Annotated in this window: 33 protein-coding genes; 4 read left to right on the forward strand and 29 right to left on the reverse strand. The window is 52.0% G+C overall.

Going from position 1 to position 21,137, the window contains the following annotated elements; all coding sequences use genetic code 11:
• Nucleotides 1-7: 7 nt before the first annotated feature.
• The 29 genes from RTM06_RS08250 to RTM06_RS08390 form a co-directional block, all read right to left on the reverse strand.
• The gene (locus tag RTM06_RS08250; protein ID WP_293797430.1) at nucleotides 8-334 is read right to left on the reverse strand and encodes a head-tail connector protein; all 327 of its coding nucleotides are present in this window, start codon (nucleotides 332-334) and stop codon (nucleotides 8-10) included.
• 52 nt (nucleotides 335-386) lie between these two features.
• Nucleotides 387-1,595 (reverse strand): phage major capsid protein, encoded by a 1,209-nt coding sequence (locus RTM06_RS08255; RefSeq protein WP_312181318.1) that lies wholly within the window; start codon nucleotides 1,593-1,595, stop codon nucleotides 387-389.
• Nucleotides 1,596-1,604: 9 nt separating this feature from the next.
• Nucleotides 1,605-2,456 carry a head maturation protease, ClpP-related gene (locus RTM06_RS08260; protein ID WP_312181320.1) on the reverse strand — a complete coding sequence of 284 codons (852 nt, stop codon included), beginning with the start codon at nucleotides 2,454-2,456 and terminating at the stop codon, nucleotides 1,605-1,607.
• A gap of 8 nt (nucleotides 2,457-2,464) precedes the next feature.
• Complete coding sequence (locus RTM06_RS08265) at nucleotides 2,465-3,769, reverse strand: phage portal protein (protein ID WP_312181322.1); 1,305 nt, start codon at nucleotides 3,767-3,769, stop codon at nucleotides 2,465-2,467.
• Nucleotides 3,769-5,499, reverse strand: coding sequence for a terminase TerL endonuclease subunit (locus tag RTM06_RS08270; protein WP_312181324.1), 1,731 nt, complete (start codon nucleotides 5,497-5,499; stop codon nucleotides 3,769-3,771). Before RTM06_RS08270 ends, RTM06_RS08265 begins: the two co-directional genes overlap by 1 nt.
• A gap of 3 nt (nucleotides 5,500-5,502) precedes the next feature.
• Complete coding sequence (locus tag RTM06_RS08275) at nucleotides 5,503-6,000, reverse strand: phage terminase small subunit P27 family (RefSeq protein ID WP_312181326.1); 498 nt, start codon at nucleotides 5,998-6,000, stop codon at nucleotides 5,503-5,505.
• Between the two features lie 198 nt (nucleotides 6,001-6,198).
• On the reverse strand, nucleotides 6,199-6,549 hold the full coding sequence (locus RTM06_RS08280; RefSeq protein WP_312181328.1) for an HNH endonuclease: 351 nt from the start codon (nucleotides 6,547-6,549) through the stop codon (nucleotides 6,199-6,201).
• Between the two features lie 2 nt (nucleotides 6,550-6,551).
• Nucleotides 6,552-6,746: a hypothetical protein gene (locus RTM06_RS08285; RefSeq protein ID WP_312181330.1), complete on the reverse strand. Its 195-nt coding sequence runs from the start codon at nucleotides 6,744-6,746 to the stop codon at nucleotides 6,552-6,554.
• Complete coding sequence (locus RTM06_RS08290; RefSeq protein ID WP_312181332.1) at nucleotides 6,743-7,339, reverse strand: hypothetical protein; 597 nt, start codon at nucleotides 7,337-7,339, stop codon at nucleotides 6,743-6,745. Before RTM06_RS08290 ends, RTM06_RS08285 begins: the two co-directional genes overlap by 4 nt.
• Nucleotides 7,321-8,778, reverse strand: a complete 1,458-nt coding sequence (locus tag RTM06_RS08295) for a glycosyltransferase family 2 protein (RefSeq protein ID WP_312181334.1) — start codon at nucleotides 8,776-8,778, stop codon at nucleotides 7,321-7,323. The genes RTM06_RS08290 and RTM06_RS08295 overlap by 19 nt, the downstream gene beginning before the upstream one ends.
• 143 nt (nucleotides 8,779-8,921) lie before the next feature.
• A complete protein-coding gene (locus RTM06_RS08300) occupies nucleotides 8,922-9,197 on the reverse strand; it encodes a hypothetical protein (protein ID WP_312181336.1) in 276 nt (91 codons plus the stop codon).
• A 143-nt stretch (nucleotides 9,198-9,340) separates the two neighbouring features.
• Nucleotides 9,341-9,622 (reverse strand): hypothetical protein, encoded by a 282-nt coding sequence (locus tag RTM06_RS08305; protein ID WP_312181338.1) that lies wholly within the window; start codon nucleotides 9,620-9,622, stop codon nucleotides 9,341-9,343.
• Between the two features lie 135 nt (nucleotides 9,623-9,757).
• On the reverse strand, nucleotides 9,758-10,213 hold the full coding sequence (locus tag RTM06_RS08310; protein ID WP_312181339.1) for an Rz lytic protein: 456 nt from the start codon (nucleotides 10,211-10,213) through the stop codon (nucleotides 9,758-9,760).
• Nucleotides 10,201-10,845: a glycoside hydrolase family 19 protein gene (locus RTM06_RS08315; protein WP_312181341.1), complete on the reverse strand. Its 645-nt coding sequence runs from the start codon at nucleotides 10,843-10,845 to the stop codon at nucleotides 10,201-10,203. The genes RTM06_RS08310 and RTM06_RS08315 overlap by 13 nt, the downstream gene beginning before the upstream one ends.
• Nucleotides 10,829-11,182: a phage holin, lambda family gene (locus RTM06_RS08320; RefSeq protein ID WP_277977401.1), complete on the reverse strand. Its 354-nt coding sequence runs from the start codon at nucleotides 11,180-11,182 to the stop codon at nucleotides 10,829-10,831. The genes RTM06_RS08315 and RTM06_RS08320 overlap by 17 nt, the downstream gene beginning before the upstream one ends.
• Nucleotides 11,183-11,542: 360 nt before the next feature.
• On the reverse strand, nucleotides 11,543-11,971 hold the full coding sequence (locus RTM06_RS08325; RefSeq protein WP_312181345.1) for an antiterminator Q family protein: 429 nt from the start codon (nucleotides 11,969-11,971) through the stop codon (nucleotides 11,543-11,545).
• A 24-nt stretch (nucleotides 11,972-11,995) separates the two neighbouring features.
• Complete coding sequence (locus RTM06_RS08330) at nucleotides 11,996-13,000, reverse strand: DUF968 domain-containing protein (protein WP_312181347.1); 1,005 nt, start codon at nucleotides 12,998-13,000, stop codon at nucleotides 11,996-11,998.
• Nucleotides 12,997-13,362 (reverse strand): RusA family crossover junction endodeoxyribonuclease, encoded by a 366-nt coding sequence (locus tag RTM06_RS08335; protein ID WP_312181400.1) that lies wholly within the window; start codon nucleotides 13,360-13,362, stop codon nucleotides 12,997-12,999. The genes RTM06_RS08330 and RTM06_RS08335 overlap by 4 nt, the downstream gene beginning before the upstream one ends.
• Nucleotides 13,363-13,555: 193 nt before the next feature.
• Nucleotides 13,556-13,864, reverse strand: a complete 309-nt coding sequence (locus tag RTM06_RS08340) for a hypothetical protein (protein ID WP_312181349.1) — start codon at nucleotides 13,862-13,864, stop codon at nucleotides 13,556-13,558.
• The gene (locus RTM06_RS08345) at nucleotides 13,861-14,073 is read right to left on the reverse strand and encodes a hypothetical protein (protein ID WP_312181351.1); all 213 of its coding nucleotides are present in this window, start codon (nucleotides 14,071-14,073) and stop codon (nucleotides 13,861-13,863) included. The genes RTM06_RS08340 and RTM06_RS08345 overlap by 4 nt, the downstream gene beginning before the upstream one ends.
• Nucleotides 14,070-14,492, reverse strand: a complete 423-nt coding sequence (locus RTM06_RS08350; protein WP_312181353.1) for a hypothetical protein — start codon at nucleotides 14,490-14,492, stop codon at nucleotides 14,070-14,072. The genes RTM06_RS08345 and RTM06_RS08350 overlap by 4 nt, the downstream gene beginning before the upstream one ends.
• A complete protein-coding gene (locus RTM06_RS08355; RefSeq protein WP_312181355.1) occupies nucleotides 14,489-15,115 on the reverse strand; it encodes an MT-A70 family methyltransferase in 627 nt (208 codons plus the stop codon). Before RTM06_RS08355 ends, RTM06_RS08350 begins: the two co-directional genes overlap by 4 nt.
• Nucleotides 15,115-15,945 carry a DNA-binding protein gene (locus RTM06_RS08360; protein WP_312181357.1) on the reverse strand — a complete coding sequence of 277 codons (831 nt, stop codon included), beginning with the start codon at nucleotides 15,943-15,945 and terminating at the stop codon, nucleotides 15,115-15,117. The genes RTM06_RS08355 and RTM06_RS08360 overlap by 1 nt, the downstream gene beginning before the upstream one ends.
• A complete protein-coding gene (locus tag RTM06_RS08365) occupies nucleotides 15,942-16,064 on the reverse strand; it encodes a hypothetical protein (protein ID WP_312181359.1) in 123 nt (40 codons plus the stop codon). The genes RTM06_RS08360 and RTM06_RS08365 overlap by 4 nt, the downstream gene beginning before the upstream one ends.
• Nucleotides 16,061-16,471 carry a helix-turn-helix domain-containing protein gene (locus RTM06_RS08370; RefSeq protein WP_312181361.1) on the reverse strand — a complete coding sequence of 137 codons (411 nt, stop codon included), beginning with the start codon at nucleotides 16,469-16,471 and terminating at the stop codon, nucleotides 16,061-16,063. Before RTM06_RS08370 ends, RTM06_RS08365 begins: the two co-directional genes overlap by 4 nt.
• A gap of 2 nt (nucleotides 16,472-16,473) precedes the next feature.
• The gene (locus tag RTM06_RS08375; protein ID WP_312181363.1) at nucleotides 16,474-17,343 is read right to left on the reverse strand and encodes a conserved phage C-terminal domain-containing protein; all 870 of its coding nucleotides are present in this window, start codon (nucleotides 17,341-17,343) and stop codon (nucleotides 16,474-16,476) included.
• The gene (locus tag RTM06_RS08380) at nucleotides 17,306-17,515 is read right to left on the reverse strand and encodes a DUF4222 domain-containing protein (RefSeq protein ID WP_073980770.1); all 210 of its coding nucleotides are present in this window, start codon (nucleotides 17,513-17,515) and stop codon (nucleotides 17,306-17,308) included. The genes RTM06_RS08375 and RTM06_RS08380 overlap by 38 nt, the downstream gene beginning before the upstream one ends.
• Before the next feature lie 267 nt (nucleotides 17,516-17,782).
• The gene (locus RTM06_RS08385; protein ID WP_312181366.1) at nucleotides 17,783-18,313 is read right to left on the reverse strand and encodes a YmfL family putative regulatory protein; all 531 of its coding nucleotides are present in this window, start codon (nucleotides 18,311-18,313) and stop codon (nucleotides 17,783-17,785) included.
• Nucleotides 18,314-18,338: 25 nt separating this feature from the next.
• Nucleotides 18,339-18,581, reverse strand: coding sequence for a Cro/Cl family transcriptional regulator (locus RTM06_RS08390; protein ID WP_277977413.1), 243 nt, complete (start codon nucleotides 18,579-18,581; stop codon nucleotides 18,339-18,341).
• Nucleotides 18,582-18,681: 100 nt separating this feature from the next.
• Here RTM06_RS08390 and RTM06_RS08395 point away from each other — a divergent pair, with 100 nt between their 5' ends.
• The 4 genes from RTM06_RS08395 to RTM06_RS08410 all read left to right on the forward strand — a co-directional run bounded on the left by RTM06_RS08395 (nucleotide 18,682) and on the right by RTM06_RS08410 (nucleotide 21,083).
• Nucleotides 18,682-19,368 carry a LexA family protein gene (locus RTM06_RS08395; RefSeq protein WP_192413794.1) on the forward strand — a complete coding sequence of 229 codons (687 nt, stop codon included), beginning with the start codon at nucleotides 18,682-18,684 and terminating at the stop codon, nucleotides 19,366-19,368.
• Nucleotides 19,369-19,563: 195 nt separating this feature from the next.
• The gene (locus RTM06_RS08400) at nucleotides 19,564-19,713 is read left to right on the forward strand and encodes a hypothetical protein (RefSeq protein WP_312181368.1); all 150 of its coding nucleotides are present in this window, start codon (nucleotides 19,564-19,566) and stop codon (nucleotides 19,711-19,713) included.
• Nucleotides 19,714-20,460: 747 nt separating this feature from the next.
• A complete protein-coding gene (locus tag RTM06_RS08405) occupies nucleotides 20,461-20,622 on the forward strand; it encodes a DUF1317 family protein (RefSeq protein WP_293797109.1) in 162 nt (53 codons plus the stop codon).
• Between the two features lie 11 nt (nucleotides 20,623-20,633).
• Entirely contained in the window at nucleotides 20,634-21,083 is a 450-nt protein-coding gene (locus RTM06_RS08410; RefSeq protein ID WP_312181372.1) for a hypothetical protein, read from the forward strand.
• The last annotated feature ends 54 nt before the right edge of the window (nucleotides 21,084-21,137 follow it).

The raw sequence follows: 21,137 nt of genomic DNA on the forward strand, positions 1-21,137 counted from the left end.
TGTCCTCCTAAAGCCCATAGATACGGTGAGGCTGGAGAAGCGCCTCCACTGCTAAAGGAATCTCACTGGTGATGTTGCCTATGTTCACGGCCTCACGGTTTGCATACCAGTGACCAATCATCAGCAGCATGGCAACACGAATGTCATCATCAAGAAGAAGCCTGTCTTCGTCAGTTTCAAAACCATCATCAGCGTTTGTTTTGTAAAGCGTCCGGCGCGTCCAGGTTTCGACATAACGTTTTGCAGCGCCGGTCAGAATCTCAAGCAGAGAATCCTCGCTGGTATCATCATCATCGATACGGCAGTGCTCTCTGACAGTAGCCAGTTCAATCATCGCCATTTTAGGCACCCGTTCAAAAGCGGCCCGAAGGCCGCTGAATGTCTGATTAGCTGCCAGAGCCAGTCAGGGAGCCGAATACGAACGCTTCCGGACGGTAAACCGCCAGCGCGACGCGCTCTTCACAACGAATCGAAATCATATTCTTTTCGAAGTCGTCGGCGTTCTCAGTGGAGATAACAACGTTCGCGTCTTCACGGTCGAAAAGCTGAGCACCAGAGTTGAACGCGCCGGTCAGGAATTTACCCAGGAACTGAGCGGCTTCAGTTGCTACCACAGGCAGGCCCCAAAGAGTCGGCGTGGTCAGTTGCGCCGGATTCGCCAGGATGTATCGACCCAGCTCGTCTTTGGTCAACTCGATGCGCGCCCAGTCGGTGAAGTGCAGAACGTGACCGGAAGCCGGGAAGCGCGCCAGTTGAGCCTGCAGCATAGCCAGACGCAGCACATCAATACCGGACTGCTTCTCTACCGCGAAAGCCGGATTAAAAGCAACGGACTGCGGAATGATGCCTTTCAGATGTGCGCCGGTACCGTCGCCAAACAGAATCTCCTGCTCCTCCACGTACTTCAGGCCATAGCGCATTTCGGCATCCACCGTTGATTGCAACTGCGCAAAATCGTCCAGAATCTGTTTGGATGCTTTGAACATGTGCGCGATGGTGCGTACCGGCGTGGTTTCTTCAGCAAAAGCAATTTCGCTATAGGGCTTCGTGGTGTTTTCAGCCACAACCGCGGCGTTATTAGTAAATCCGGTTTGCTTGACGTAGTAGATAGTGTTGGACTGCGTACGTCCGGGCGCGATCAGGTCACGAATGAACAGGCGCTGCTTTGGCGTCTGATCGATGCCAGGTAGTCGGGTCGGCGCGATAATCTGGCCCGGAACGTCAACGGTGGTAATAGCCGCCTGAACCGGCACGCTCAGGCGTTTGCCGCCTTCCATGCTGGAGCGAATTTCCTTCATAACTTCAGCCGAAACCAGCTGCTGACCGACTGACTGTACGATGTCTTTAGCAGCATTCAACGGCATGCTAGCCACGTGCTGCTCCAGATCGCCCACTGACGCTTTCAGCGTTTTCAGGGATTCATTAAGTGCGTTATGTTCGGTCGCGATTTTATCTACGGCGTTTTTTGTTTCGGCAGACAGACTGCCGGATTTACGGGCTTCTGCCAGTGCATCCTCTGCCTTCTGGCTGAATTCAGACGAGACCTTTTCCAGCTTGGCCGATACCTGCTGCAGTAGTTCATTGACTTGAGACATGTTTTTTCCTTATTCGCCGAGCGATGCCAGCGCAGATTTGAGGGAGTTGAGTACTTCAGGGTTTACTTCTTCGACAGCGCCCGGCTTGTCGTTCTCTTTGGCAGCAGCGCCCGGCATGCTGCCCAAAGCTTTCAGGTGCTTCCGGCGTTCAGAGCGCGGCATGCCGCCTTTTGCCAGAAATGCATCAATTTTGCGGATAGCCGCTGCGGGGCTTTCGTCGTCACTGGTAATTTCATCCGACGAGAGCAGTGCATCAGCCAGACCTTTAGCGACAGAATCACCACCGCCAATAAATGATTCCTTGTCCATCAGCGACTGAATTTCTTCCACAGGCATGCCGGAGCGGGCGGCATAGATGTCAGCCATTGCTTTATCGAACGGCTCCAGATAATTCGCGTACTCCCGGAAGTCATTCCGGTTTCCGGCTGCGACAATCCATGCGTTGTGGATCATCAGAAACGCCCCTCGACCTATCTGAACCTCGTCTCCCGCCATCGCGATAATTGACGCAGCTGAAGCGGCAAGACCCAGCACTTTCACGGTGACTTTGCCATGGTATTCACGCAGCAGGTTGTAGATGGCGAGGCCTTCAAACATGTCTCCGCCAGGCGAGTTAATGTGAACCGTCACATCCTCGCCATCCAGAGAACGCAGCGCCCCCGCAATACGGTTTGCGCTGACGCCATCACCCCACCAGTCTTCGCCGATCACATCAAAAATGGTGATAGTGTTTTCACCCGTCTGCGTTGCGGCACGTATGCTGCCATCCCAGCGATCAATGGCAGCGGCTGGTAAGTCACGTTTTCCGGACGCAGAAAGGCGCCCTTCCGGCGCTGCCGGAAGAGTGTTTATTTTCTTCATTGGGTCTCCTAAGCCGCTTTTTTAAGCGGTGACTGCTCCGGCGGAATGTCCGGGAAAAGAAAGGCGTGAAGCTTCATGATATTGCTGGCCTGAGCGCCAACGTTGTTTTCACGCAGCTGATCGAGCGGCGTCAGGTTCAGCTGAACCGTATAGATATCACCACCATCAATTGGGGGCAGATTTTCCAGCCGGCGCACGTCATTACGCGACATCCAGCCGTTCTGCAGCGCGGTCGTATAGTATGCAGACCGGCCAGCACTGTCGGCCCGAAGCAGACCCTCTACTGAGAACTCAGCAAAGAGATCGTCATCACCATCCAGTAGGCAGCGCGATATCTCCTGTTCGATATTTACCAGCAGTGGCCGCAGGGTATTGGTCAAAAACTGCAGGTTCATCCCCTCAACGCTTGAGGCCCAACTGCTCTGCTTATCGGCATGCCCAACCATAAACGGCGGCACGCGGAACCAGCGGCAGATTTCCTCAATGCTGAATGAGCGGCTTTCCAGCATCTGCGCATCTTCGGGGTTCATGGTAACGCCCTGATACTTCATGCCGCCCTCGAGCACCATTATCTTTCCGGCGTTCTTTGAGCTGGTAAAGTTCTGCATGTATCTGCGCAGGTGTTCACGCTGCTCTTCGTTCAGCGCGGTTTCTGAAGAGAGAAACCCGGAACTCTGAATACCGTTCTCAAATATTTTTGCTGCAGAGTGTTCAACCGCCAGCGCCGCACCAATTACGTCCCGACCAGTCATCATGGGCATCATGCCGCAGACACCATCCAGCCCGAACCCGCGAATGTGCATAATGTGTTTAAGAGGGATAACGCGCTTCTGCTTGCTTTCGGTATATGTGTATTCCAGCGCTCCGCTATCAAGCCTCTTAACGATCATGTTTTGTGGCAAAAGCGGAATCAGTGAAACCAGCTTATTGCCGATGTACTTCTTTTCTACGAATGCGTTACCGCGCAGACAGATGCTGGCTACTACCATCAGCATAAACCGCGATGGCGTCATCTCCCCGTTGGGCCTCCGGCACAGCACAGAATAGGCCGGGTGATTCGTTGCTGCTTTACGCGATCCGTCCGCCTGCCGCTCATAAACCTTCAACGGCAGGGTTGAAACGGACTCACTCAAAAGCCTGACGCATGCCCACACGGCTGACAGACGCATAGCTTTGTCAGCTGTGACCACCTGCCCGCTGCTGCTGGTACCAAACCACTCCTCCCAGAATGTTCCCGTTGTCAGGCTGATAGGTACACCCAGCCAGTTCAGCAGTGCGCTTTTTACCTTTCCAGGCTGCTTATTCTTTTTCATCAGAAACCTATCATTATCGGAGAATCAAAGAAGCCGCTCAGGTCCTGAGCATCGTTTCCGCCGTTAACCAGCATGCGGCTCTTCGCCGTAAACAGCGCAACCGGGCCATCAATTTTGTTTTCCGGCGTACTTTTGTTGGGAAAGATGTTGTCGTTTTTGTCCGGTCTGACCGTGACGTTTGACATCATCCAGGCCATGACCGGATTTTCATCATGGTGAAACTTGCTGCCGTAAATCTCTGCCTGCACTGATTTCATGGATTCAGACAGGTTTTTGACAGTCTGAGGCACTTCCACCAGCGGCAGGCCCTCTTCAGCCAGTGACAGGCTGAACTGCACAGCACTCCACGGGTCAAACGCGATTTCTTTGATATTGTCGCCTTTAACCCACTCCACAATGTCAGCCTTGATCATGGCGTGATCGATGACATCGCCGTCAGTCAGCTCAAGATGCCCGGCGTCAGCCCATTTTCGATACAACTCAGCTATATGGGCCGGTGCCGTTTCCAGCCGCCCCTCTGGCACCCAGAATCGACCCTCCATATGCGTTTCACCGGACGGATCGCGCCACGCCTTCACTGCAGCACAGATATCAATCTTGTTCGCCAAATCGACGCCGACCCAAAGCGGCCAGGCTTTTCGTTCTTCTGCTACTCCTATGGCAGGCATTTTTGACCAGCGATCCATGTCCATCCAGGCGCTTTCAGCTGTTACCCAGATATTGAGGTGTTTGGTAAAAAAGTTTGGCCGAGCTGCAATTTGCTCTTTCGCCTTTTTAGCCAGGCGGCGCATATCGTCCCATCGCTTACAGACACCCAGTCCCGGATTTGCTTTCGGCCAGTTGGCCTCATCAAAGGGATCGTCATCTTCATCAAGCGTGTAAACCACTGCAAAATAAGTGTCGTCATCCACCACGCCGCGCAGCACCTTGATGGCGTAGTCACGCTGCTCAAAGCAGATGCCCTCTTTATTAGTTCCTGCCGTTGTGATAGCGAAAAGCAACGACTGGAGGCGCGCGCCGGTCGCTGTTTCAAGAACGTCCCACACGTCACGCGTACGGTGTGCATGAAGCTCGTCGACTATGCCGCAGTGGATGTTGAGACCGTCCAAGTTGTTCGCATCGCTGGAGAGTGGCTCAAACTTAGACGCTGTCCTCTCCTGGTGGATGTTCAGCTTCACGTGACCAAACAGACGCCCCAGCGTACGGGGCGCTTTCTTGATCATGTTTTTGGCATCATCAAACACAATGCGCGCCTGATCGCGCGTTGTGGCTGCTGAGTAAACCTCTGCGCCGCCCTCGCCGTCCGCGCCGGTCATATATAGCCCGATGCCGGATGAAACCGTCGATTTGGCGTTCTTACGTGCCACTTCGTTATAGGCGGTGCGGAAACGTCGTACCATAACCGGGTCACCATCGTCGTCACAAATCTGTTCGCCGGTCATCTCGTCGATTAGCGGAATAGTGAACCCGAACAGATTTATCAGGATGAAGATATGCCAGGGCATGAGATCAATAGGCTTGCCCGCCAGCGCCCCTTTGACGTGGGGGATAAAATTGTAGAAGTCGAGAATGTGCTGGGCGCGGTCCTCGCTGAAGTAGATACCGCGCTTTGGCCCATGCTCTAAGTCATTGAGAAAACGCTGGCAGGCGAGACGCACCAGTTCGCCAGCAACTATCTCGCCAGACAGCACGCGCTCTGCGTACTGGATACCAGCCTGAACAGTTGCCATTCATCATTTGCGCTTTTTAAGAAATTCATCCAGTGGGTCGGCTTCTGCCGGGCCTTTTGCACCAACCTTAGAGCGGCTGGCTGGGGTCATGCCGAATTCGGCAAGCATTGCTCTGATACGCTTCCACGCATCGGCTTTCATGGCCGCTGCTGGGTGCGTCTTTATCATTCTGATCTCACGCTCCTGACCTTCATCAGGCTCCTCTTCGCTATAGACCGCATAGGTGTAACCCTCACGGTCCAGCGTTTCGCAGTGGTGACGGTATTCGGTATAAGCCTCAATCAGTAACTCAAGCGCTCGACCGTCCAGCGTCGTCAGTACGCCGACCGCGTCCAGCTCTTCGCTAATGCGCTTAAACCAATACTTCCCCATCTTGTCAAAATGCTTTGGCGTGGGGGGAACCCCTGAGGGCGGTTTCGGTTCGTTTTTGTTAACAGCGCGCTTGGAAGGGTTACCCTTCACTAAAGCCAGATGTGTCGGGGTTTTCGGCGGTCCTGGCATAATCGAAAACTCCTATTAATGCCCGGTCAGTGAACCCCAAAAAAAGGTTTCTAACCTGCGGCGGTGTGAAAAAAAGCTAGGCGGCGGTCCTTTGGGGCAAAACCCCTGAACTTTTGACCCGCCCCACCCCTCAAATGATAATGAGTATCATCTACAAAGAGATAATTGCAATTGCAATTAATTTTATGAGAATGATTATCACTTGAGCCTTTCGCGCGCTGTTTTACTCTTGTGACAAGGCCAGCACAGGGCTTCAAGGTTCGAATCGTCATCGGTACCCCCATGAGCCTTAGCTTTGATGTGGTCAACAGTCTTTGCTGCTGATGCCCGACCAATCCTCATGCATTGCTGGCAGAGATGTTTGTCACGCTTCAGTATTCTTGCGCGTCTGACATCCCATTCACTGCCATAACCACGCTGATGGCGGCTTTGACCATTCTGGTGCTGCTGCCATCCTTCGTTGATATGGTCGGCACAGTAACCTGAACGGTCGGTTGTCGTCTTAGCGCAGCCATGCTTGCGGCATGCTCTTGGTATTCGTTGTGGCATCGTTAAACCTGCACACGAATGGCATTCTCTACCTGCTCATCCTTCATATAGAAGCTCGCTATAAGCGTGGGCAACTCAGTGCCATTGCTTTTAATGTTGGTACATACCTGCTGCTCAAGCAGCTCACCATCTACCGCGATACCGAAGCCTTTGAACAGATCGCCACGATAAATCTTTGCGAGTTGAATCTTCTTCATATTGATAATCTCCATGCGCGACGACGCTCGGTGCGCGGTGTGTTGTCGGGGTGGCGCTCGACCGTTGATACATCAGCATGGTCAGTGAGTGAATAACATGGGTACACCACTGAACCACCGCATGCATCACCAACGGCATAGTCAGCAGGTGATCCGTGATTCCAGCGAGTTAACACGCGCTCCAACTTGCTGGCCGGCACGCTGTAACAGACGCCGTGAATAAGCCGGTTCATCGTGATGTAGTCAGCCTGCCGCTTGTCGGCGTCGATCAGCTTTGTTGCTATCTCAAGCTGATACTGCGGAGGCCTGCCAGTACCCAGATAGAAGCTAACCAGCTCATCAGGGAATCGCGTCAGCCAGTCAGTCACTTTGTTAGTGAAGCCCGAGACAGGCAGCGCATCATCTTCAATAATCACTACCCGGCAATCCTGCGTGGATGCCCAGCGTAATGCGCGCAGGTGATTGGCGTTTGCACCCTTCGATTCGCGATCAACAAAGATTTGATAATTAGGAAGGCCATCGGCAAGTGCTACTGCCATATCAAAGCGCGACTCGTGCGCCACGATGGCAAACTTTACTTGTGTTTCCACCATGCAAACTCCTTACCGATGCCGTCCGTCTTAAAGACTGTGTGAACGCGAGGTCCAGTCACCAGCCTGTCAGCGTATCGATGCGCGACAATGCCAAAGGCGATCATGTCACCCACGGCAGCAGGGGCTTTCTCTTTCTGCCAGAAGCGTATCGATTCAATCTGGTAATACAAACGGGCTATGCCATGAGCAATAGCCATCACGTCAGCGCGTGAGCCACCGAGCAAGCCAGCATTGAGCATCACATCATGTTGATGATCAGCAAGGAACGACTGATAAATTGCTTCGGGATGGTTCTGCTTAGCCCACGCATCAGCGTATGTTTTTGGCTCGGAGCCAACGTAAATATTGCCCTGCTCCATCTCTGTCCACGGCTCACGCAGCATCTCAACGTCTGTGCCATCAGTGCACCATACGAAGTGATATTCAGGGTGATCGCGTAGGTGTTGCCAGATATGCAGCCAGCGCCGGAAATAAACGTTCATCTTCACATCAGAAACGGCCACGGTGCTTACACCAACACGCACTGAACTGATGAAGTCGGTCAGCACAACCGCATGGTTGCCTTTAACTGACGATGCCCACTTATCCAGCAGCTCAGGTGATGCAGTCATTTTGGTACCGCGCTGCGGGTCAGGCTGGCTTGTCAGTAACGTAGTAATCACCACGTTCTTCTTCTGCCGGTAATCTGCATAACCGGTGTAACCATCATCGCGGCGTTTGTTGTGAATGGTGACATTACGTTTTACCTGCGCCTCACGGTCAGGCTTCGGCACCGAACGCTCTACCGCCTCATGCTCATCAAGCGAATAAATCAGCTTTTCCGAACCGACCACATCAGCAAACGCCCAGCTCGTTAGCCCCGCGTTGTGAATGCGCAGCGCCAGATCGGAATGTTCATACATGCCGCGCTCATAGATGGAATCGAAGCCACCAACCTTTTCAATCGCGCTGCGGTGGTAATACAACATCACGCCGCGTTGGCCGGTATAAGCGACATGCTTACCGTCACGGTAAAGCTCGGCAATATCATTTAGCTTCTTGCCGGTAGCAAAGTCCTGAAACTGATAAGCCAGATGCGGTTCGGGTGATTCGATGTATGGCTTTTCCCATCCACCAGCGATAGGCCATGCGTCATCGTCCCACAAAAACAGATGCTCACACCCAGCATTAATCAGTGCTTCGAGGCTGGCATTTTTTGCTGCAACGATACCGCGTGACATGTCACTGCGAATGGACGTCACACCATCAGGAACAGCAACCGGTTTAGATGACCCGTCATCAACGACAACCATCAGCGCACCGGCTGGGAGATATTTAAGCTGATGCTCAATAGCGCGGGCTAAAACGTCATGGCGGTTATGGGTGCTGATTGCTATGCCGATATTCGAAGCGCGATCAGATACTGGTGCGTATGGAACACCGTTAATCACTACTTCCATTTAGCATTTCCTGCTGGTCAGATAGATATAACCCTCGGCAATGGCGATATCGCCAACCGATGATTCATTGTGTTTATGCTGAAAAGTGAACTCAGTGAATGCATTTTTTAGCACAAAATAAAAAACCGCCCGAAGGCGGATTATTAGAAATTGCGATTTTTTTGAAGAAGCTTGGGTATATCACCCTTAGCAAGTAAGACCATATCCTCATTAGTTGTTATCAATGTATAGAATCCCATCGACTTTGACTTAGAGTACAGCTCTACGCTTGTGCCTTGGTTGATATTTTTGAACAGTGCATGGCTTACACCATCACCTTTGATTTCAATATAATCAACATCATCTTCTTCATCGTAAAATCTACTCGCTGGCATCGCTGGAAAATTGCTGCCGATTATAGTTACGATTATCTCTTCCATATCCACCTCTTGATTGCAGTTCATCAACAACGTTAGATGACAAATTAATTCACTGCAATCAACAATTTAACTGACGACCCCGTCAATCCAGCTTCGCAACGCTTCACAGCGTGGCTAACCGTTATCCCTTGTCGGAGGATTCTTTAGCAATCAGCGTCAGGTCGAGCAACTAATCGGCATGCCCACATACAGGCTTCTTGCATCTTGGTGCGAGCAATCGACAAACAGCGGCCAGCTTCATGCGCTTCAGCTGAGTGATTACCAGTAGCAGACAATTCGTCCTGCACCCACGCCTTTTGCTTTTCCAGCAACTGACAGAATTCACGGCTTACTTTTTTCAGCTCGTTCATTTCTTCAATTTCTTTCGGGCCCAGTGTGCGGTAACCCTTCACAGTGGTGCCGTCCTGCGGTTTTGCTTCACTCATTTTTCCACCTATTTGGAGCTTTCGATTTTACGAATTGCAGCACGATCAATATTGCACTGCTCAATGACGCCATAGAGAGCGCCGTTCAGTTCTACCGACTCACCAAACGTCAATGTGTCCGGTACCGCTGGCGCTTCAATTCGGTTTGTCAGCTCCACCGGCAGATTTAATCGCGGCTGGCTGATTGTCCGGTACTCCACTGGCTGACTTTGCCGCATCTCGCAACCGCTCAACAGCGCGACTGTCGACAGGAGCAGCAGCGCATTTATCCGCTTCCAGATAGCGCTTAATCTCATTCTGTAATTTCCTGTTCTGCTGTGCCGTCACTGCGCGCTGTTCTGCAACCTGACTCATCACCGCGTTCTGCTTGTTAACCGCCTTCACCAGGTCATTGACGCTGGCGGCTAAGTCGTCGTTCTTGGAGCGCAGGTCGTTTATCTGGCTGTCTTTGCTGTTTGCCAGCTGCTCCAGCCGCTCATTAGTAGCAGTCAGCTGTGAGTTGCGGGCATTCAGTCCCCAGAGACAAATGCAGATAAGACCAATGATGATTACGTGCGAATAGTTTCGGATAAAGCCGATTACGTTGAACATAGAATCCCCTTAGCTTTTAGTAAGCGGGATTTCCTGTCATCCAGACCGTTAGTGCCACCGTTAATGACTTTGGTGATGCGGGTAACATCATCAAGGTCTGCCAGTTCGTTTAAGCCGTGATTCTTCCACCATGCAGCTGCTGACATCGCCGCCTGAAGGTTTTCAGTCAGCAGGTCAGGGTTCGCCACCACATCAGCGCTTAGCTGGCCGGCAATAGCTTTGTAGTTCGCCTTACCGGTAATCTGAATCAGCCCACGTCCGCGATAGCGGTAACCATCCCCGGAAGCAACATCACCATTGCCGTTTCGGTTGGCATAAATGATGTTTGCAATCATCTTCTGATTTGCAGGGTGCGCGTCTGGACCGGCATCGACTCGCCCATATTTGAAGGCGGCATCCTGGCTGATTCTATTACCAAACATCGCCAGCAGAACGCCGTAGCGATAATTCAGCCCTTCTTCCACTTTCGTGAATCCGGCAGACTCATGCCCCACTTGCGCCAGAAAGTGCGCCTGCCGTAATGGGGTATTGATTCCGAATGAGCTCATGCTGGCAGCGATGCGGGGAAACCACTTGTCGCGCAGCGCATCAGATACGCCAGTTGCGCGCTGGAAATTACTGGGTGTCAGCATTGCCATCCCCTAATCGCTTATCGATGAAACGACGAAGTTTTGTTGAAAACCAGTCAACGCCAAGGAAGCCGAGGAAGACGGCAACCACTCGCGTTAAGTCGTCGCTGAAGTTCCAGTTGAACACGGAGCCCATTACCTGAAGCGTCGGTTGAAGAAAAAACGCAAACACGCTGCACATGGCGGCATCAAGCAAGCGGCGCGGCCATGTGTCACGGCCAAAATATGTCGCGCGAAGAATCGCCATCACACCGGCTAATCCGGCATAACCCGATTCATTTTTGTGGGCGTATAGCCAGGCAAGCAGGCTTGCCCAGAAGCCCGGATCACGTTCTGGCATGCGTCTCATCCTCACCTCCCAATAGGTCGGTGCCGTCGGTAGTCTCGAAATAAAAAATTGCGCACCGCCACGGCGTGAAAATTTCGGATAACAGTGATTGGCGGGCGCAAAAACGAAAGAAGGCCGCTCTATGGCGACCCTCTAAAATATGAACCCTGACGCGTTCCGCGATAGTTACCTGGCCCGTCAGCCACAGGGTTAATTTGTTCTCAAGTAATCGCAAAATTACTCAAATTTGAGTTTCCATGAGATGAAAACAAAAACGCCCGAGAGCTGGTGAGGCTTCGGGCGCTTTAAATCACTCACGTTATTTGCAACTGATTCTTGATGATAAGTAGTACTGCGTAGTAACGACTCTTATCACATTACCAATGATTTTGCGGACCGCGTTAATGTTTTTTGAATAATTTTTCTTGGCTCTAATTCCGGGTCCATTTCAAGCCGAACATCCAACCATGCCAGACAACCTTCAATAAAACCTTCAGCCATTTGGACTTGAATGCGGATCATCTTCTCATCGCATTTCGCGCGCTGCGCCAGCTTTCGTTTAGATATGTTGTAGAAGTAATGCAGCACAATTAACTCGTGCTCATCAGGACGGCGGGCGCGAAGTTTGGCTAAGCATGACTCAATAACCAATCCATCATCATCAGTGCATGACAGGGTCATTTTTGAATCCTGTGGTAGCAGCCCTTTGAACCCAGCCGCAATTGGTGAGTAATCTACACCGCTACGATCAGAGCGCGCCCATCCTGCCCAACGTTCTAATACCTGTGACATGTCACGCATACATATTCCTCCACGCTTTTTAATTTACCCGATCACGCCGACTGCAATCGAGTGATCAAGGAACCTGAACAGCAGCTCTAACTGACTGCCGTATTTTTCTTCAAATGCCCTCATATCCCGGTGCAGCTCATCGTGATGCGCCCTGCAAAGCGGTATCACAAACAAATCATGCGCCTTCGTTCCCATTCCTCCCTGCCCGTGTCCGATTATGTGGTGTGGGTCGTCTGCTGGTTTATTGCAGCAGGCGCATGGCTGCACCTTGACCCAACGCGTATATTTCTCACTGCTCCAGCGCAGCCGTTTTGGTCTCGCCATAAACGACTGCGGCGACTCCGGGTCGGCTTTAATGGTCATAACCTGCTTAACCACGCCTGCCGCTTCCTGAATCACTTCCCACGCAGCGCGCGCAGGGTTGATATCTGCCTCCGGCATTGGTCCTGTTGCTGGCTTCTCCACCGGCATACGCAAAACACGACGGGCCGGTGCTTCCGGAATAAGGTCGATGACGTCCCTGATGCATGCCCACCAGCAAAGCTCTGGCAACGTCATCGGGTGATCAGCGCCTAAACCCATCTGGATGCATGCAGATTCGATAATCCAGCGGGAAAGGTTACCTGCGGCGACTTCTTCCAGCTTTTCCGGTGCGCCATTGGCGCGACAAAAATTATCGTGGGTGTAGCACAGGCAAACAGCTCCGCGTTCGGTCCGCAACGTAGTGTAATCGTGGTGATGATAAGAATCTTTTTCGTGTTGCTGACAGGAGCGAATTTTATGCACCCATGTGACGTGTGCCTCCCATCCACCAGCAGCATCGATCACTCGTTCATCAGCGAGGAAGGTTTTCAGCAGCGGCTCATCAAGCAATGGCTGGGCGCTGTCGTTGATTAAACCTGATGGCAGGTTCGATACATCGCCAGATGGGGTGCACACCAGAACGCGGCCACGAAACATTGGTAGCAACTCGCGTCCCGGCTTCAGCAGCACAATGCCGGTTTGATGCGCGATTTCAGGTGTCAGTATCGCCCTCATGCCGCCACCGCCTGATATTCGCTGATCGTAACCTCGGACTTACCGCCCTTAGTCACTGGGCCCCATTCAACTATCACGCGCTTAATCTGCTTATCATCCATCCACACACCAGCATGTGTCAGGCTATCGAATGCGGCTTTCAGGTAGTTGTCCAAATCACGCGGTCGCTTGTCTGGCGGGTAGAGCATCACCGTAACTGCAACGTTCACTGTAATCGGCTGAGGTCTGCGCTTTAGCTGCTGGTAAACCGCTGCAATCGCATTGGATCGGAAACAGCGCCCGGAGGCGCTGATTAATACTCCCTTTCGGGTGTTTCTCCAGTAAGTGTTTACGGACGGAGGGAATGGCAGAGTGAATTTCACCGCTCCACCAGCGTGATTGGCCTCATCCACTGAAATTACCGGTGCTTGATTCGGGTTCTTGGGCGGCGGATTTGGAGTGCCCTGCTGATTTACTGCTTGGTAACCTCGGATCATTCAGCACTCCCGTTTTTTGTTTGCTCCACTCCACTTTCACGGCAATCATCGCCGCTGGTTTGATGGTTGGTGAACTGGTTCATGGCTTCTCCTCGACCATCCTGATAGACATCACGCCGCTCAGGTCTTTAGTGCTCACATCCGCCTGCATTCGATACATAGCGAGATGCTTACCGTGAACGCTCGAAATTTCATGAAGCGTTGCCAGCGCAAGGTTTGCCGCGTCAGAAATATCGCCTTCGCCTGCATCGTAATGTTCATCGAAAAGGGTGATACCGAACCTGCCGTTCATGGCGCTAATCTGGCAGTCGAAACTACCTTTGAAACTGATTTCATCCGCTGCGCCCTGCACAGCTGAAATGTAATATGCATCGCCTTTAACACTCATCCTTCCCTACCATCATTTTCAACCTCGTCCCATAAACACCAGGCATGGCCCTCTAATGCCTGCACAATGCCGGTAAGCCCGCAGTTACGGCACTTAACTCCATCATCTTCCCAAAGCCTTGTGCGGCTGCCGTGTATTGTTTTGACTTCGGCATCTTTCTTTCCGCACTTACGGCAAGGTGTCAGCCAGTCAACATAGAAAGTTTTCATTTGGCGCTCCCATCATTTTCAATCACCCGATAGGCGATGATGTCATCCGGCTCGTTATCATGAGTCCAGCTAAAATCACCGGCAGCATCTTCCATGCCCATTCCATCACGGTATTTGACTTGAATTTCTGTACTGTATGCCTCCGGGCATTTGCCGCCCTTCCACTCAATCCATCCATCATTTTCAATCTGCCGGTAGGTGTCCGTTGGGGATTGCGGTGCATCAGCATTCGGTTGCATCTCGATAAAATCTTTCCGATATAGCTCTTTCAACTCATCGCTCATGGCAACGAACTCGTGCGTCCATACCGGACGGCCCAAGCGATTTTCAACATCGCCATGGAAATCACTGAATGAACCATGAAGAATTCCTGTAAACCCTGTGAGAATAATTGCCTGCTCTTTGGTTAATTTGTTCATGCCACCCTCCCGACGATCAGTTGCACGCTGCTGTCACACTGGTTGCCCCAGCAATCCCAGCCATCGGCGGCGGTTCGCGCAAACAGCTCAATGCGTGACACGTCACCATAAAGTTGCTCCAGACGGTTTCTCACTTCCCACGGCTTAGCGCTGTGTTCGCCCAGGCATGAATACACAACCTGCTTTACCGATGCGCTGGCGCGTTCCAGTCCGTTACCGCGCGTGGCAATCAGCACATCCTCTGTATTGCTGCGGGTGTGGTTGCCGCCGTTCATGCGGGTTTCTGCGTTCAGCATCTCCAGCAGGTCGGTGAAGTCGTGAATGGTCTGTTCAGTCAGCGCGCGGTTGAAGCGATCTTCTGCGCGCTGGTTCATCTTCACCCAGGTAAACCCCTTCATGGTGCGGACACGGAATCCCCACGACTCAGCCAGTTCGCGCGCCTCCTGGTTGTGGGTGCCGGTGTACCACATCGCCAGCACCGCGTTTTCCTCAGCAAGCGCCCACACGGGCAGGCGCTTAAGGTCAGTCATTGTCATGGTGTTGTAGTGGTCTGCAGCAGCACCATTGCTGGCGCTGTTGTTGTATTGCCACGGTGGATCGGCATAGATGAGCTGGTAAGGCATTACGCGCCCTCCGGGTTCTGGTCCCGCTGAAATTGCTGAAACTCACCCATGATTTTTGAGAATTCTTTGGAATACTCTGGTGATACGTAAATCGTCAATTCGCCATCTGGCTCATGGTCAAACTTCACGTTAACCAGCAATTCAAGTAAGCGATTGGCACGCAGAGGGCTAAATTGTGGAATGGCAGCAGAGCGCGTCAGTTTCTTCTTACCACCCGCCTTCGCTTTTGCCAGCTGCGTTTTGGCGACCGTCTCAGCCTTCGCGCCATGCTCGCGAACCATAGCTACTGCAGTTGTCGCTGCAACCTCTCCGGTCTTAACCATTTCGATTAAGCCATCACCTACGGTCAGCAACGCCAGATGGTGATCGATGTCTGACGGGGAGCGTTTAACTTTCTTCGCGATTTCTGCCGGTTCCCAGCCCTGATTTTTCAGCCTCTGGTATGCTGCAGCGCGTTCCAGCGGCTCTAGTGGGCGGCCTTGACTGCTCGTCACCATGAAGGCGATGCGCTCGGCCTCGTTGCCTACGAAATCTTTGCACTCAAGGCGGATATCAAAGCCAGCCTCTTTCGCCAGCTTCGCGCCGTGATAGCGGTGGTGACCGTCGATCACCTTCACACCCTGCGCTGTAACCTGAACTGTCAGGGGTGGAACGTTCTCACCGGCAATGTACGCATCGCGGAATTCTTCGACGTGAGCCTGATCGATATCGCGAACGTTGTAACCAGGTTCGATATACAACTCACTAACGCCCAGCAGGTAGGTTTTACGCACCGTGATGTCGGTTTCGTTGTCGTCTTTGTTTTTGTAAACCTGAAGCAAATTGCTCATGCTGTTTTCAACTCCCATATCAGGGCAATAACTAAACCGGTAATCATCAGGACCGCCACACGAATGCCACGGTAGTAATCTTCGTTGCGCCAGTAGTGCGCTTTGATGGCTGCCATCATCGACGTTTACCTCGCACGCAGAACGGATCAGGCAGAGGCTTCGGGTCACGCTCTTTGGCCTTCGCCACACACATGTTTGCCCGGATTCGCGCTTTCTCACGGAGACCAGCTTTGCGGGTTGACTGCTGCGCCTGCTGCCAGACATTGGCGGCGCGGTTCCACAGATTGCGCTCCTGCAGGCTGTAGGCTTTGTCGCAGAGGGCAATGTATTTTTCGTCGCCTTCGCCAGCTGGCTCTGCAGTGAAGTAATGGGCTTCGGCATCGCTCCAGACATCACCAACAGCGGTCATCACCGGCAATGCGGAAACCACCGTGCTACGCGTGCGCCCGATTGCTCTGGCGATCTGCGCCGGGGTCTGGCCGGGAAAGGCCATCAGGTGCGTAAGAATCAGCGTTTCAGTGTTCATCGTTACCCCCGGAAGCCGTCAGGAATCTGATAATCCATGCTCGCCACCTGTGTGGTGTCGCGCTGCCACTTGCCCTTGATGCATGGCGGACGGCCAGCGCGCTCCCATGCCTGAGCCGAGCCGAGGTACGCGGGAAATTTACCCTGTCGGAAGATTGTTTCCGGGCGGACGTAATCGCGCATCTTGGCGTCATCAGCCCATTTGGCGATCGTGTAATCCACAGCGAGAATCAGCTCTTCGGCTGTAAAATCTTCTGCCAGGCGTCCGCGAATTGGTCCGAGCGATGAGCGGGATTTCTGATAGCGCAGGCCAGCAGCCCGATTCAGATGATCAAGAACCCTGAACTCATCCTGTTCATCGTCGGGTTTCGCAGAAACCGGACAAGGGTCTTTACCTGTAATCTCTGTAGTAATCTCTGTTGTATTCTCTGTAAGACGAGTGCAATTTGCCCCCATCGATGGGTTTAATTTGCCCTGTTCGATGGGTGCATCTTGCCCTGTTCGATGAGTGCAATTTGCATCCTTCGATGAGGGCAATTTGCACTCATCGGATAACAGTGGGTTTGCGTGGTTAATCGCGTAAAAATTTGTACGGTCATGCTGCGTCTTTTTTAACTGCTCAACGTAGATAAGCCCGCTTTTTTTAAGCGACGTCAGAGCGCGTTTTACCGTGTCTGATGACCACCACGGAAATTGCTCATTCCAGTCTTCAATGGTGTTGTAAACCCAGCGGCGGCCTTCATGCTCAACACCAGATGTGGTGTCCTCCAGCCAGTAGCAAATCTGCTGAAGCACGATCGCTTCATTGAGGCCGATACGGCATGCAAGTACAGGGCTAACTACCAGCGGTTTTACCTTCAGAAGTAAACTCATGCGGTGCCTCTATTTCCCGAAAGTCGCGCTGGAACTGGAGGAGAGGACTGAAGCACTCGCCATGTTCGTAATTAGTGCGAAGGTAAATAACGCGGTTTGATTCTGGCTCCCAGCGGATAACGCGAACAGGAATGCCCCGACGATCAGTGAACCAGCGGTCAAGTATTCGCATTTGGCTGGCTCCTGATTACGATAAAAATCATTCCACGCACTCTGTACTACCAATGGTTCTGCTGACTGGTAGTTGTCGGCCTGACCTGCAACGCGTAATATTTGCTCATACCGCAACTGACCAGCCTCCACGCGGCAGCGGAATTGCACTGAAGGTCTTATTTGAATTAAGCTGTTCATGTCGTTACTTCTCCACGCAAGTTGATTTGACGATGCCGAGCGCTCCGGTCTGCAAACTGGGGCGCTCAACCTTTCTGCTCTACCCATCTCATAATTCCTGTGCCTGAATCTGCATGCCCACTTCTGCTTTGCGGTTGGACATGAACATGTCTACCGAATGCTCTGTCACGCCAACGCCGTACAGCGCGAGGAAGCCAAGAAAGCCATGAATCTGGCCGCGCATCTTTTGCTGAAACAATCCAGACAGAGTTTTAAGCTCCTTCTGGTCAATAACACCGTCTGCTACCGCTTCCTGCTTAGCGATCGCCAGCTTCCCGGCAGTGGCTTGGTTGCGCAGCTCGATGTCATACAGATCAACCTTGTCCACTTTCTCAACGGTTGAAACATCCACCAGCGTCAGGCCTTTGCGATTCGCGAAGTACTCAGCCAGGTAAGTGCTGCGTGACAGGTCTTCCATCTGCTGCAACTCATCCAGCGAGAAAAAGCGACTGCCGCACTTGCGGTAGAGGTGGTTGTGGAACTGGTCGATGGTCATGCCCATGTCAGCAGCCATACCTAAACGACCGTGTGGGTGTGCTTTGCACATCAGGCGAATTGCTGTGTTAATGGTGTCTACCATTTCATTCTTCCTGTTGTAGTTACCGCTAAGCGGCGGTCGCTTTAGAATTCAGTTCGGGCCAGATTTTCATCCAGTCATCGGGATGAAGGTCTTTTCTACTTACAGCGCCGGCTGAGTTAATCTCGATCAGAACTGATAACGCCGGACCTAATTTTTGACCCTTACTAATTGCCTTACGGAGGTATTCAAGTGAAGTTTCGCAAGTTGCAGCGAAGTCCCGTTGCTTACCCAGCGCAAGGCCGTTCAGATACGTTCGTAACGTTTCCATGAAGCCTCCAGTGGTTGATGAAGTGAGTATACCCCCAAGTATATTTTATTCAATACCTGAGAGTCATTTACCTGTGAGTAATTTTTCGTATGATCTTGGTATGAAAACCGAACCAAGCCATGACATCTACGAAATCCGCCGACTTAAGCTTCAAGAGCTGGTTGATGGATATGAAACTCAGCGGAAGTTCGCAGAGGCTGCAGGCCTTGATGCGACCGTCGTTTCTCGAATGCTTTACCCTTCAGGTAAGGCGAACAAGCGCAATATTGGCGAGCAATCTGCACGTCAAATAGAAGACTCTTTAGGCCTGAGTCGCGGTTGGTTGGATGGTTTAGCAAACACTAAAGATTCAAATGTGGCCTATGCAGGCCCGAACGAGCCCAAGGGAAACTTTCCAGTGATCAGCTGGGTTAGTGCAGGACAATGGATGGAAGCTGTAGAACCCTATCACCGTAAAAGTATCGACCGCTGGTATGAAACAACTGTTGATTGCTCTGAGAGCTCATTCTGGCTAGACGTTAAAGGTGATTCCATGACAGCGCCAGCTGGGCTAAGTATCCCCGAAGGCATGGCAATTCTGATTGATCCAGAGGTTGAAGCCAGAAATGGCAAGCTTGTAGTCGCAAAGCTTGATAGTGAGAACGAAGCCACCTTTAAAAAATTGGTCATTGATGCAGGTCGAAAATTTCTTAAGCCGTTGAATCCGCAGTACCCTATGACTGAAATCAACGGTAATTGCCGGATAATAGGGGTTGTAGTGGATGCTAAAGTCACCAACCTACCTTAACCATCATCAGTCCCCTCTAACCCGGTCAAGACCGGGTTTTTTGTGCCCTCAGTATCTCGCCGATAAATAAATTATCTTAAAATTCATATCCATATACCCGCGCGTACAATTTGTTTACCTTTGAGTATTTACACTTAATATACTCGCAAGTATATTTAACTCATCGGATGTATACATGAGGTAGCCGCAGTGAAGATGATCAAGCAAATGGCCGACACCAGCTTACGGGACTTGATCACCTTCCTGTACCTCTTCCCTGATGCCGAACTCATCTGTGATGCAGATACCGGTGTCATGACGTTCGAATGCTGTGAAGTGGATGTGGAATACAAGGCTGTGTTTTAAACGTTGAGTGTTTGGGCGGTTTCTCCGGGGCTTTCAACCCTATCAGGAGAGGGAAGATAGTGTTCGACCGGTTTAACCGCCACTTTTTCACAACGATGAGAGCATTTGACGGGCGCACCGAGCCGCGTCACAGAGGCGTTAAGTGCTCTCAACGTTGTGGTGAATGCGTAGGCTGATACGCGGGAAATTACGAGCAATCTGCCTTCTGGCGTCGCTCTGGACAAGGCGCACTGCATGTCGGGGATCAGCACCGGCCATCACAATACGAAGGATTCCCACCGCCTATAAGACAAAGTGTGGGGAGCGATGCGAAATTACCTGTTCCAGCCGCACGCAGAGCTCACCAAGGCAGGACCACAATTTGACTCTTCGCAAGCCAAGGCTGAGCGAGCCGGACCAGTAACCGGCACACAATGGTGAGAGCATTTCTCTGTGGCGAAGGAAACTCCAGAAGACCTTCCTGAACCGATTAATGCTCTCAACCATTGTGGTGATGGCACCAAGTGCGAGTGTGGTGAACTGGCCCAAACGATTACGCGATCGGTTGAGGCTCAAAGTCTAAACCCGCTCTGGTTATTGCCAGTTCAGCCAGAGCTCCGGGAGGCACCCGGCACCGCAATACCTTTCAACGTGGAGTAACGAGGCTACAGGTTTTGCAGAACCTGTCAGCCAATTAAATGAATCCCTCAGTGATTTATTGCCAGCAATGGCAAGGGATTCACACACCCAAAAAAGCGTGGAGGATGTATGAAGCATTCGAAGGACCATATCACCGTGGGCATCATCACCCTGCCCTACAGCATTATTTTGGCCGGCTGGGTTATGCCAGACGCCTCAGTGATCAGTAACCCAATCGCAGCCCAGAAAGCTGCCGAGCGCCTCAACAGCGCAAGCCGTACCGTTCACTGAGGGCCACCAACATGACTAACAAAGAACTCGTGGCAGCTGGTCACGCATTTGCTAAAGCTCAGGGCGCAGATGCGCCACTTACTGAAATCGCCAAGCTGGTCTCAGACCTGGCTACACGTCTTGACGTGATTACTGTTCTTTCTGATGTGCTTGCAGCAGAAAATCTGGCGCTGAAAAATTACATTGATGGCGAATGCTATATCGAGAGCAAGCGAACTGGCGTCTACACCTGCGCCGGTATCTATAAGCCCGAAACCCCAGCTACTGACGCCATCCTCAACGAGGTGCGTGCGGAGGCAAAAGCGAAGGGTGTTGAAGAATACGCTGAGTCGCTGAGCTATCAAGCTCTAAAAATGCGTGAGATTGACCAGCCAAGAATTCGGGTAGCGTCGGTCAATGCCGAGGCTAAGCGTGCACGTGACTTCGCCGCCCAACTCCGCGCAGCTAAGGATGGTGAGTGATGGCTAAGGACCTGACAACCTCTGATTGCGAAGCGCTTGCGGCTATGCCTGAGA

The sequence above is a fragment of the Pantoea sp. CTOTU46764 genome (assembly GCF_031974595.1).
GTDB classification, from domain to species: Bacteria; Pseudomonadota; Gammaproteobacteria; order Enterobacterales; family Enterobacteriaceae; genus Pantoea; species Pantoea trifolii.

What these genes read in the sequence shown, in the direction of transcription:
- RTM06_RS08250 (WP_293797430.1), bottom strand. Translation starts at nt 334, where the DNA reads ATGATTGAACTGGCTACTGTCAGAGAGCACTGCCGTATCGATGATGAT.
- RTM06_RS08255 (WP_312181318.1), bottom strand. Translation starts at nt 1,595, where the DNA reads ATGTCTCAAGTCAATGAACTACTGCAGCAGGTATCGGCCAAGCTGGAA.
- RTM06_RS08260 (WP_312181320.1), bottom strand. Translation starts at nt 2,456, where the DNA reads ATGAAGAAAATAAACACTCTTCCGGCAGCGCCGGAAGGGCGCCTTTCT.
- RTM06_RS08265 (WP_312181322.1), bottom strand. Translation starts at nt 3,769, where the DNA reads ATGAAAAAGAATAAGCAGCCTGGAAAGGTAAAAAGCGCACTGCTGAAC.
- RTM06_RS08270 (WP_312181324.1), bottom strand. Translation starts at nt 5,499, where the DNA reads ATGGCAACTGTTCAGGCTGGTATCCAGTACGCAGAGCGCGTGCTGTCT.
- RTM06_RS08275 (WP_312181326.1), bottom strand. Translation starts at nt 6,000, where the DNA reads ATGCCAGGACCGCCGAAAACCCCGACACATCTGGCTTTAGTGAAGGGT.
- RTM06_RS08280 (WP_312181328.1), bottom strand. Translation starts at nt 6,549, where the DNA reads ATGCCACAACGAATACCAAGAGCATGCCGCAAGCATGGCTGCGCTAAG.
- RTM06_RS08285 (WP_312181330.1), bottom strand. Translation starts at nt 6,746, where the DNA reads ATGAAGAAGATTCAACTCGCAAAGATTTATCGTGGCGATCTGTTCAAA.
- RTM06_RS08290 (WP_312181332.1), bottom strand. Translation starts at nt 7,339, where the DNA reads ATGGTGGAAACACAAGTAAAGTTTGCCATCGTGGCGCACGAGTCGCGC.
- RTM06_RS08295 (WP_312181334.1), bottom strand. Translation starts at nt 8,778, where the DNA reads ATGGAAGTAGTGATTAACGGTGTTCCATACGCACCAGTATCTGATCGC.
- RTM06_RS08300 (WP_312181336.1), bottom strand. Translation starts at nt 9,197, where the DNA reads ATGGAAGAGATAATCGTAACTATAATCGGCAGCAATTTTCCAGCGATG.
- RTM06_RS08305 (WP_312181338.1), bottom strand. Translation starts at nt 9,622, where the DNA reads ATGAGTGAAGCAAAACCGCAGGACGGCACCACTGTGAAGGGTTACCGC.
- RTM06_RS08310 (WP_312181339.1), bottom strand. Translation starts at nt 10,213, where the DNA reads ATGTTCAACGTAATCGGCTTTATCCGAAACTATTCGCACGTAATCATC.
- RTM06_RS08315 (WP_312181341.1), bottom strand. Translation starts at nt 10,845, where the DNA reads ATGCTGACACCCAGTAATTTCCAGCGCGCAACTGGCGTATCTGATGCG.
- RTM06_RS08320 (WP_277977401.1), bottom strand. Translation starts at nt 11,182, where the DNA reads ATGCCAGAACGTGATCCGGGCTTCTGGGCAAGCCTGCTTGCCTGGCTA.
- RTM06_RS08325 (WP_312181345.1), bottom strand. Translation starts at nt 11,971, where the DNA reads ATGCGTGACATGTCACAGGTATTAGAACGTTGGGCAGGATGGGCGCGC.
- RTM06_RS08330 (WP_312181347.1), bottom strand. Translation starts at nt 13,000, where the DNA reads ATGAGGGCGATACTGACACCTGAAATCGCGCATCAAACCGGCATTGTG.
- RTM06_RS08340 (WP_312181349.1), bottom strand. Translation starts at nt 13,864, where the DNA reads ATGAGTGTTAAAGGCGATGCATATTACATTTCAGCTGTGCAGGGCGCA.
- RTM06_RS08345 (WP_312181351.1), bottom strand. Translation starts at nt 14,073, where the DNA reads ATGAAAACTTTCTATGTTGACTGGCTGACACCTTGCCGTAAGTGCGGA.
- RTM06_RS08350 (WP_312181353.1), bottom strand. Translation starts at nt 14,492, where the DNA reads ATGAACAAATTAACCAAAGAGCAGGCAATTATTCTCACAGGGTTTACA.
- RTM06_RS08355 (WP_312181355.1), bottom strand. Translation starts at nt 15,115, where the DNA reads ATGCCTTACCAGCTCATCTATGCCGATCCACCGTGGCAATACAACAAC.
- RTM06_RS08360 (WP_312181357.1), bottom strand. Translation starts at nt 15,945, where the DNA reads ATGAGCAATTTGCTTCAGGTTTACAAAAACAAAGACGACAACGAAACC.
- RTM06_RS08365 (WP_312181359.1), bottom strand. Translation starts at nt 16,064, where the DNA reads ATGATGGCAGCCATCAAAGCGCACTACTGGCGCAACGAAGATTACTAC.
- RTM06_RS08370 (WP_312181361.1), bottom strand. Translation starts at nt 16,471, where the DNA reads ATGAACACTGAAACGCTGATTCTTACGCACCTGATGGCCTTTCCCGGC.
- RTM06_RS08375 (WP_312181363.1), bottom strand. Translation starts at nt 17,343, where the DNA reads ATGAGTTTACTTCTGAAGGTAAAACCGCTGGTAGTTAGCCCTGTACTT.
- RTM06_RS08380 (WP_073980770.1), bottom strand. Translation starts at nt 17,515, where the DNA reads ATGCGAATACTTGACCGCTGGTTCACTGATCGTCGGGGCATTCCTGTT.
- RTM06_RS08385 (WP_312181366.1), bottom strand. Translation starts at nt 18,313, where the DNA reads ATGGTAGACACCATTAACACAGCAATTCGCCTGATGTGCAAAGCACAC.
- RTM06_RS08390 (WP_277977413.1), bottom strand. Translation starts at nt 18,581, where the DNA reads ATGGAAACGTTACGAACGTATCTGAACGGCCTTGCGCTGGGTAAGCAA.
- RTM06_RS08395 (WP_192413794.1), top strand. Translation starts at nt 18,682, where the DNA reads ATGAAAACCGAACCAAGCCATGACATCTACGAAATCCGCCGACTTAAG.
- RTM06_RS08400 (WP_312181368.1), top strand. Translation starts at nt 19,564, where the DNA reads ATGATCAAGCAAATGGCCGACACCAGCTTACGGGACTTGATCACCTTC.
- RTM06_RS08405 (WP_293797109.1), top strand. Translation starts at nt 20,461, where the DNA reads ATGAAGCATTCGAAGGACCATATCACCGTGGGCATCATCACCCTGCCC.
- RTM06_RS08410 (WP_312181372.1), top strand. Translation starts at nt 20,634, where the DNA reads ATGACTAACAAAGAACTCGTGGCAGCTGGTCACGCATTTGCTAAAGCT.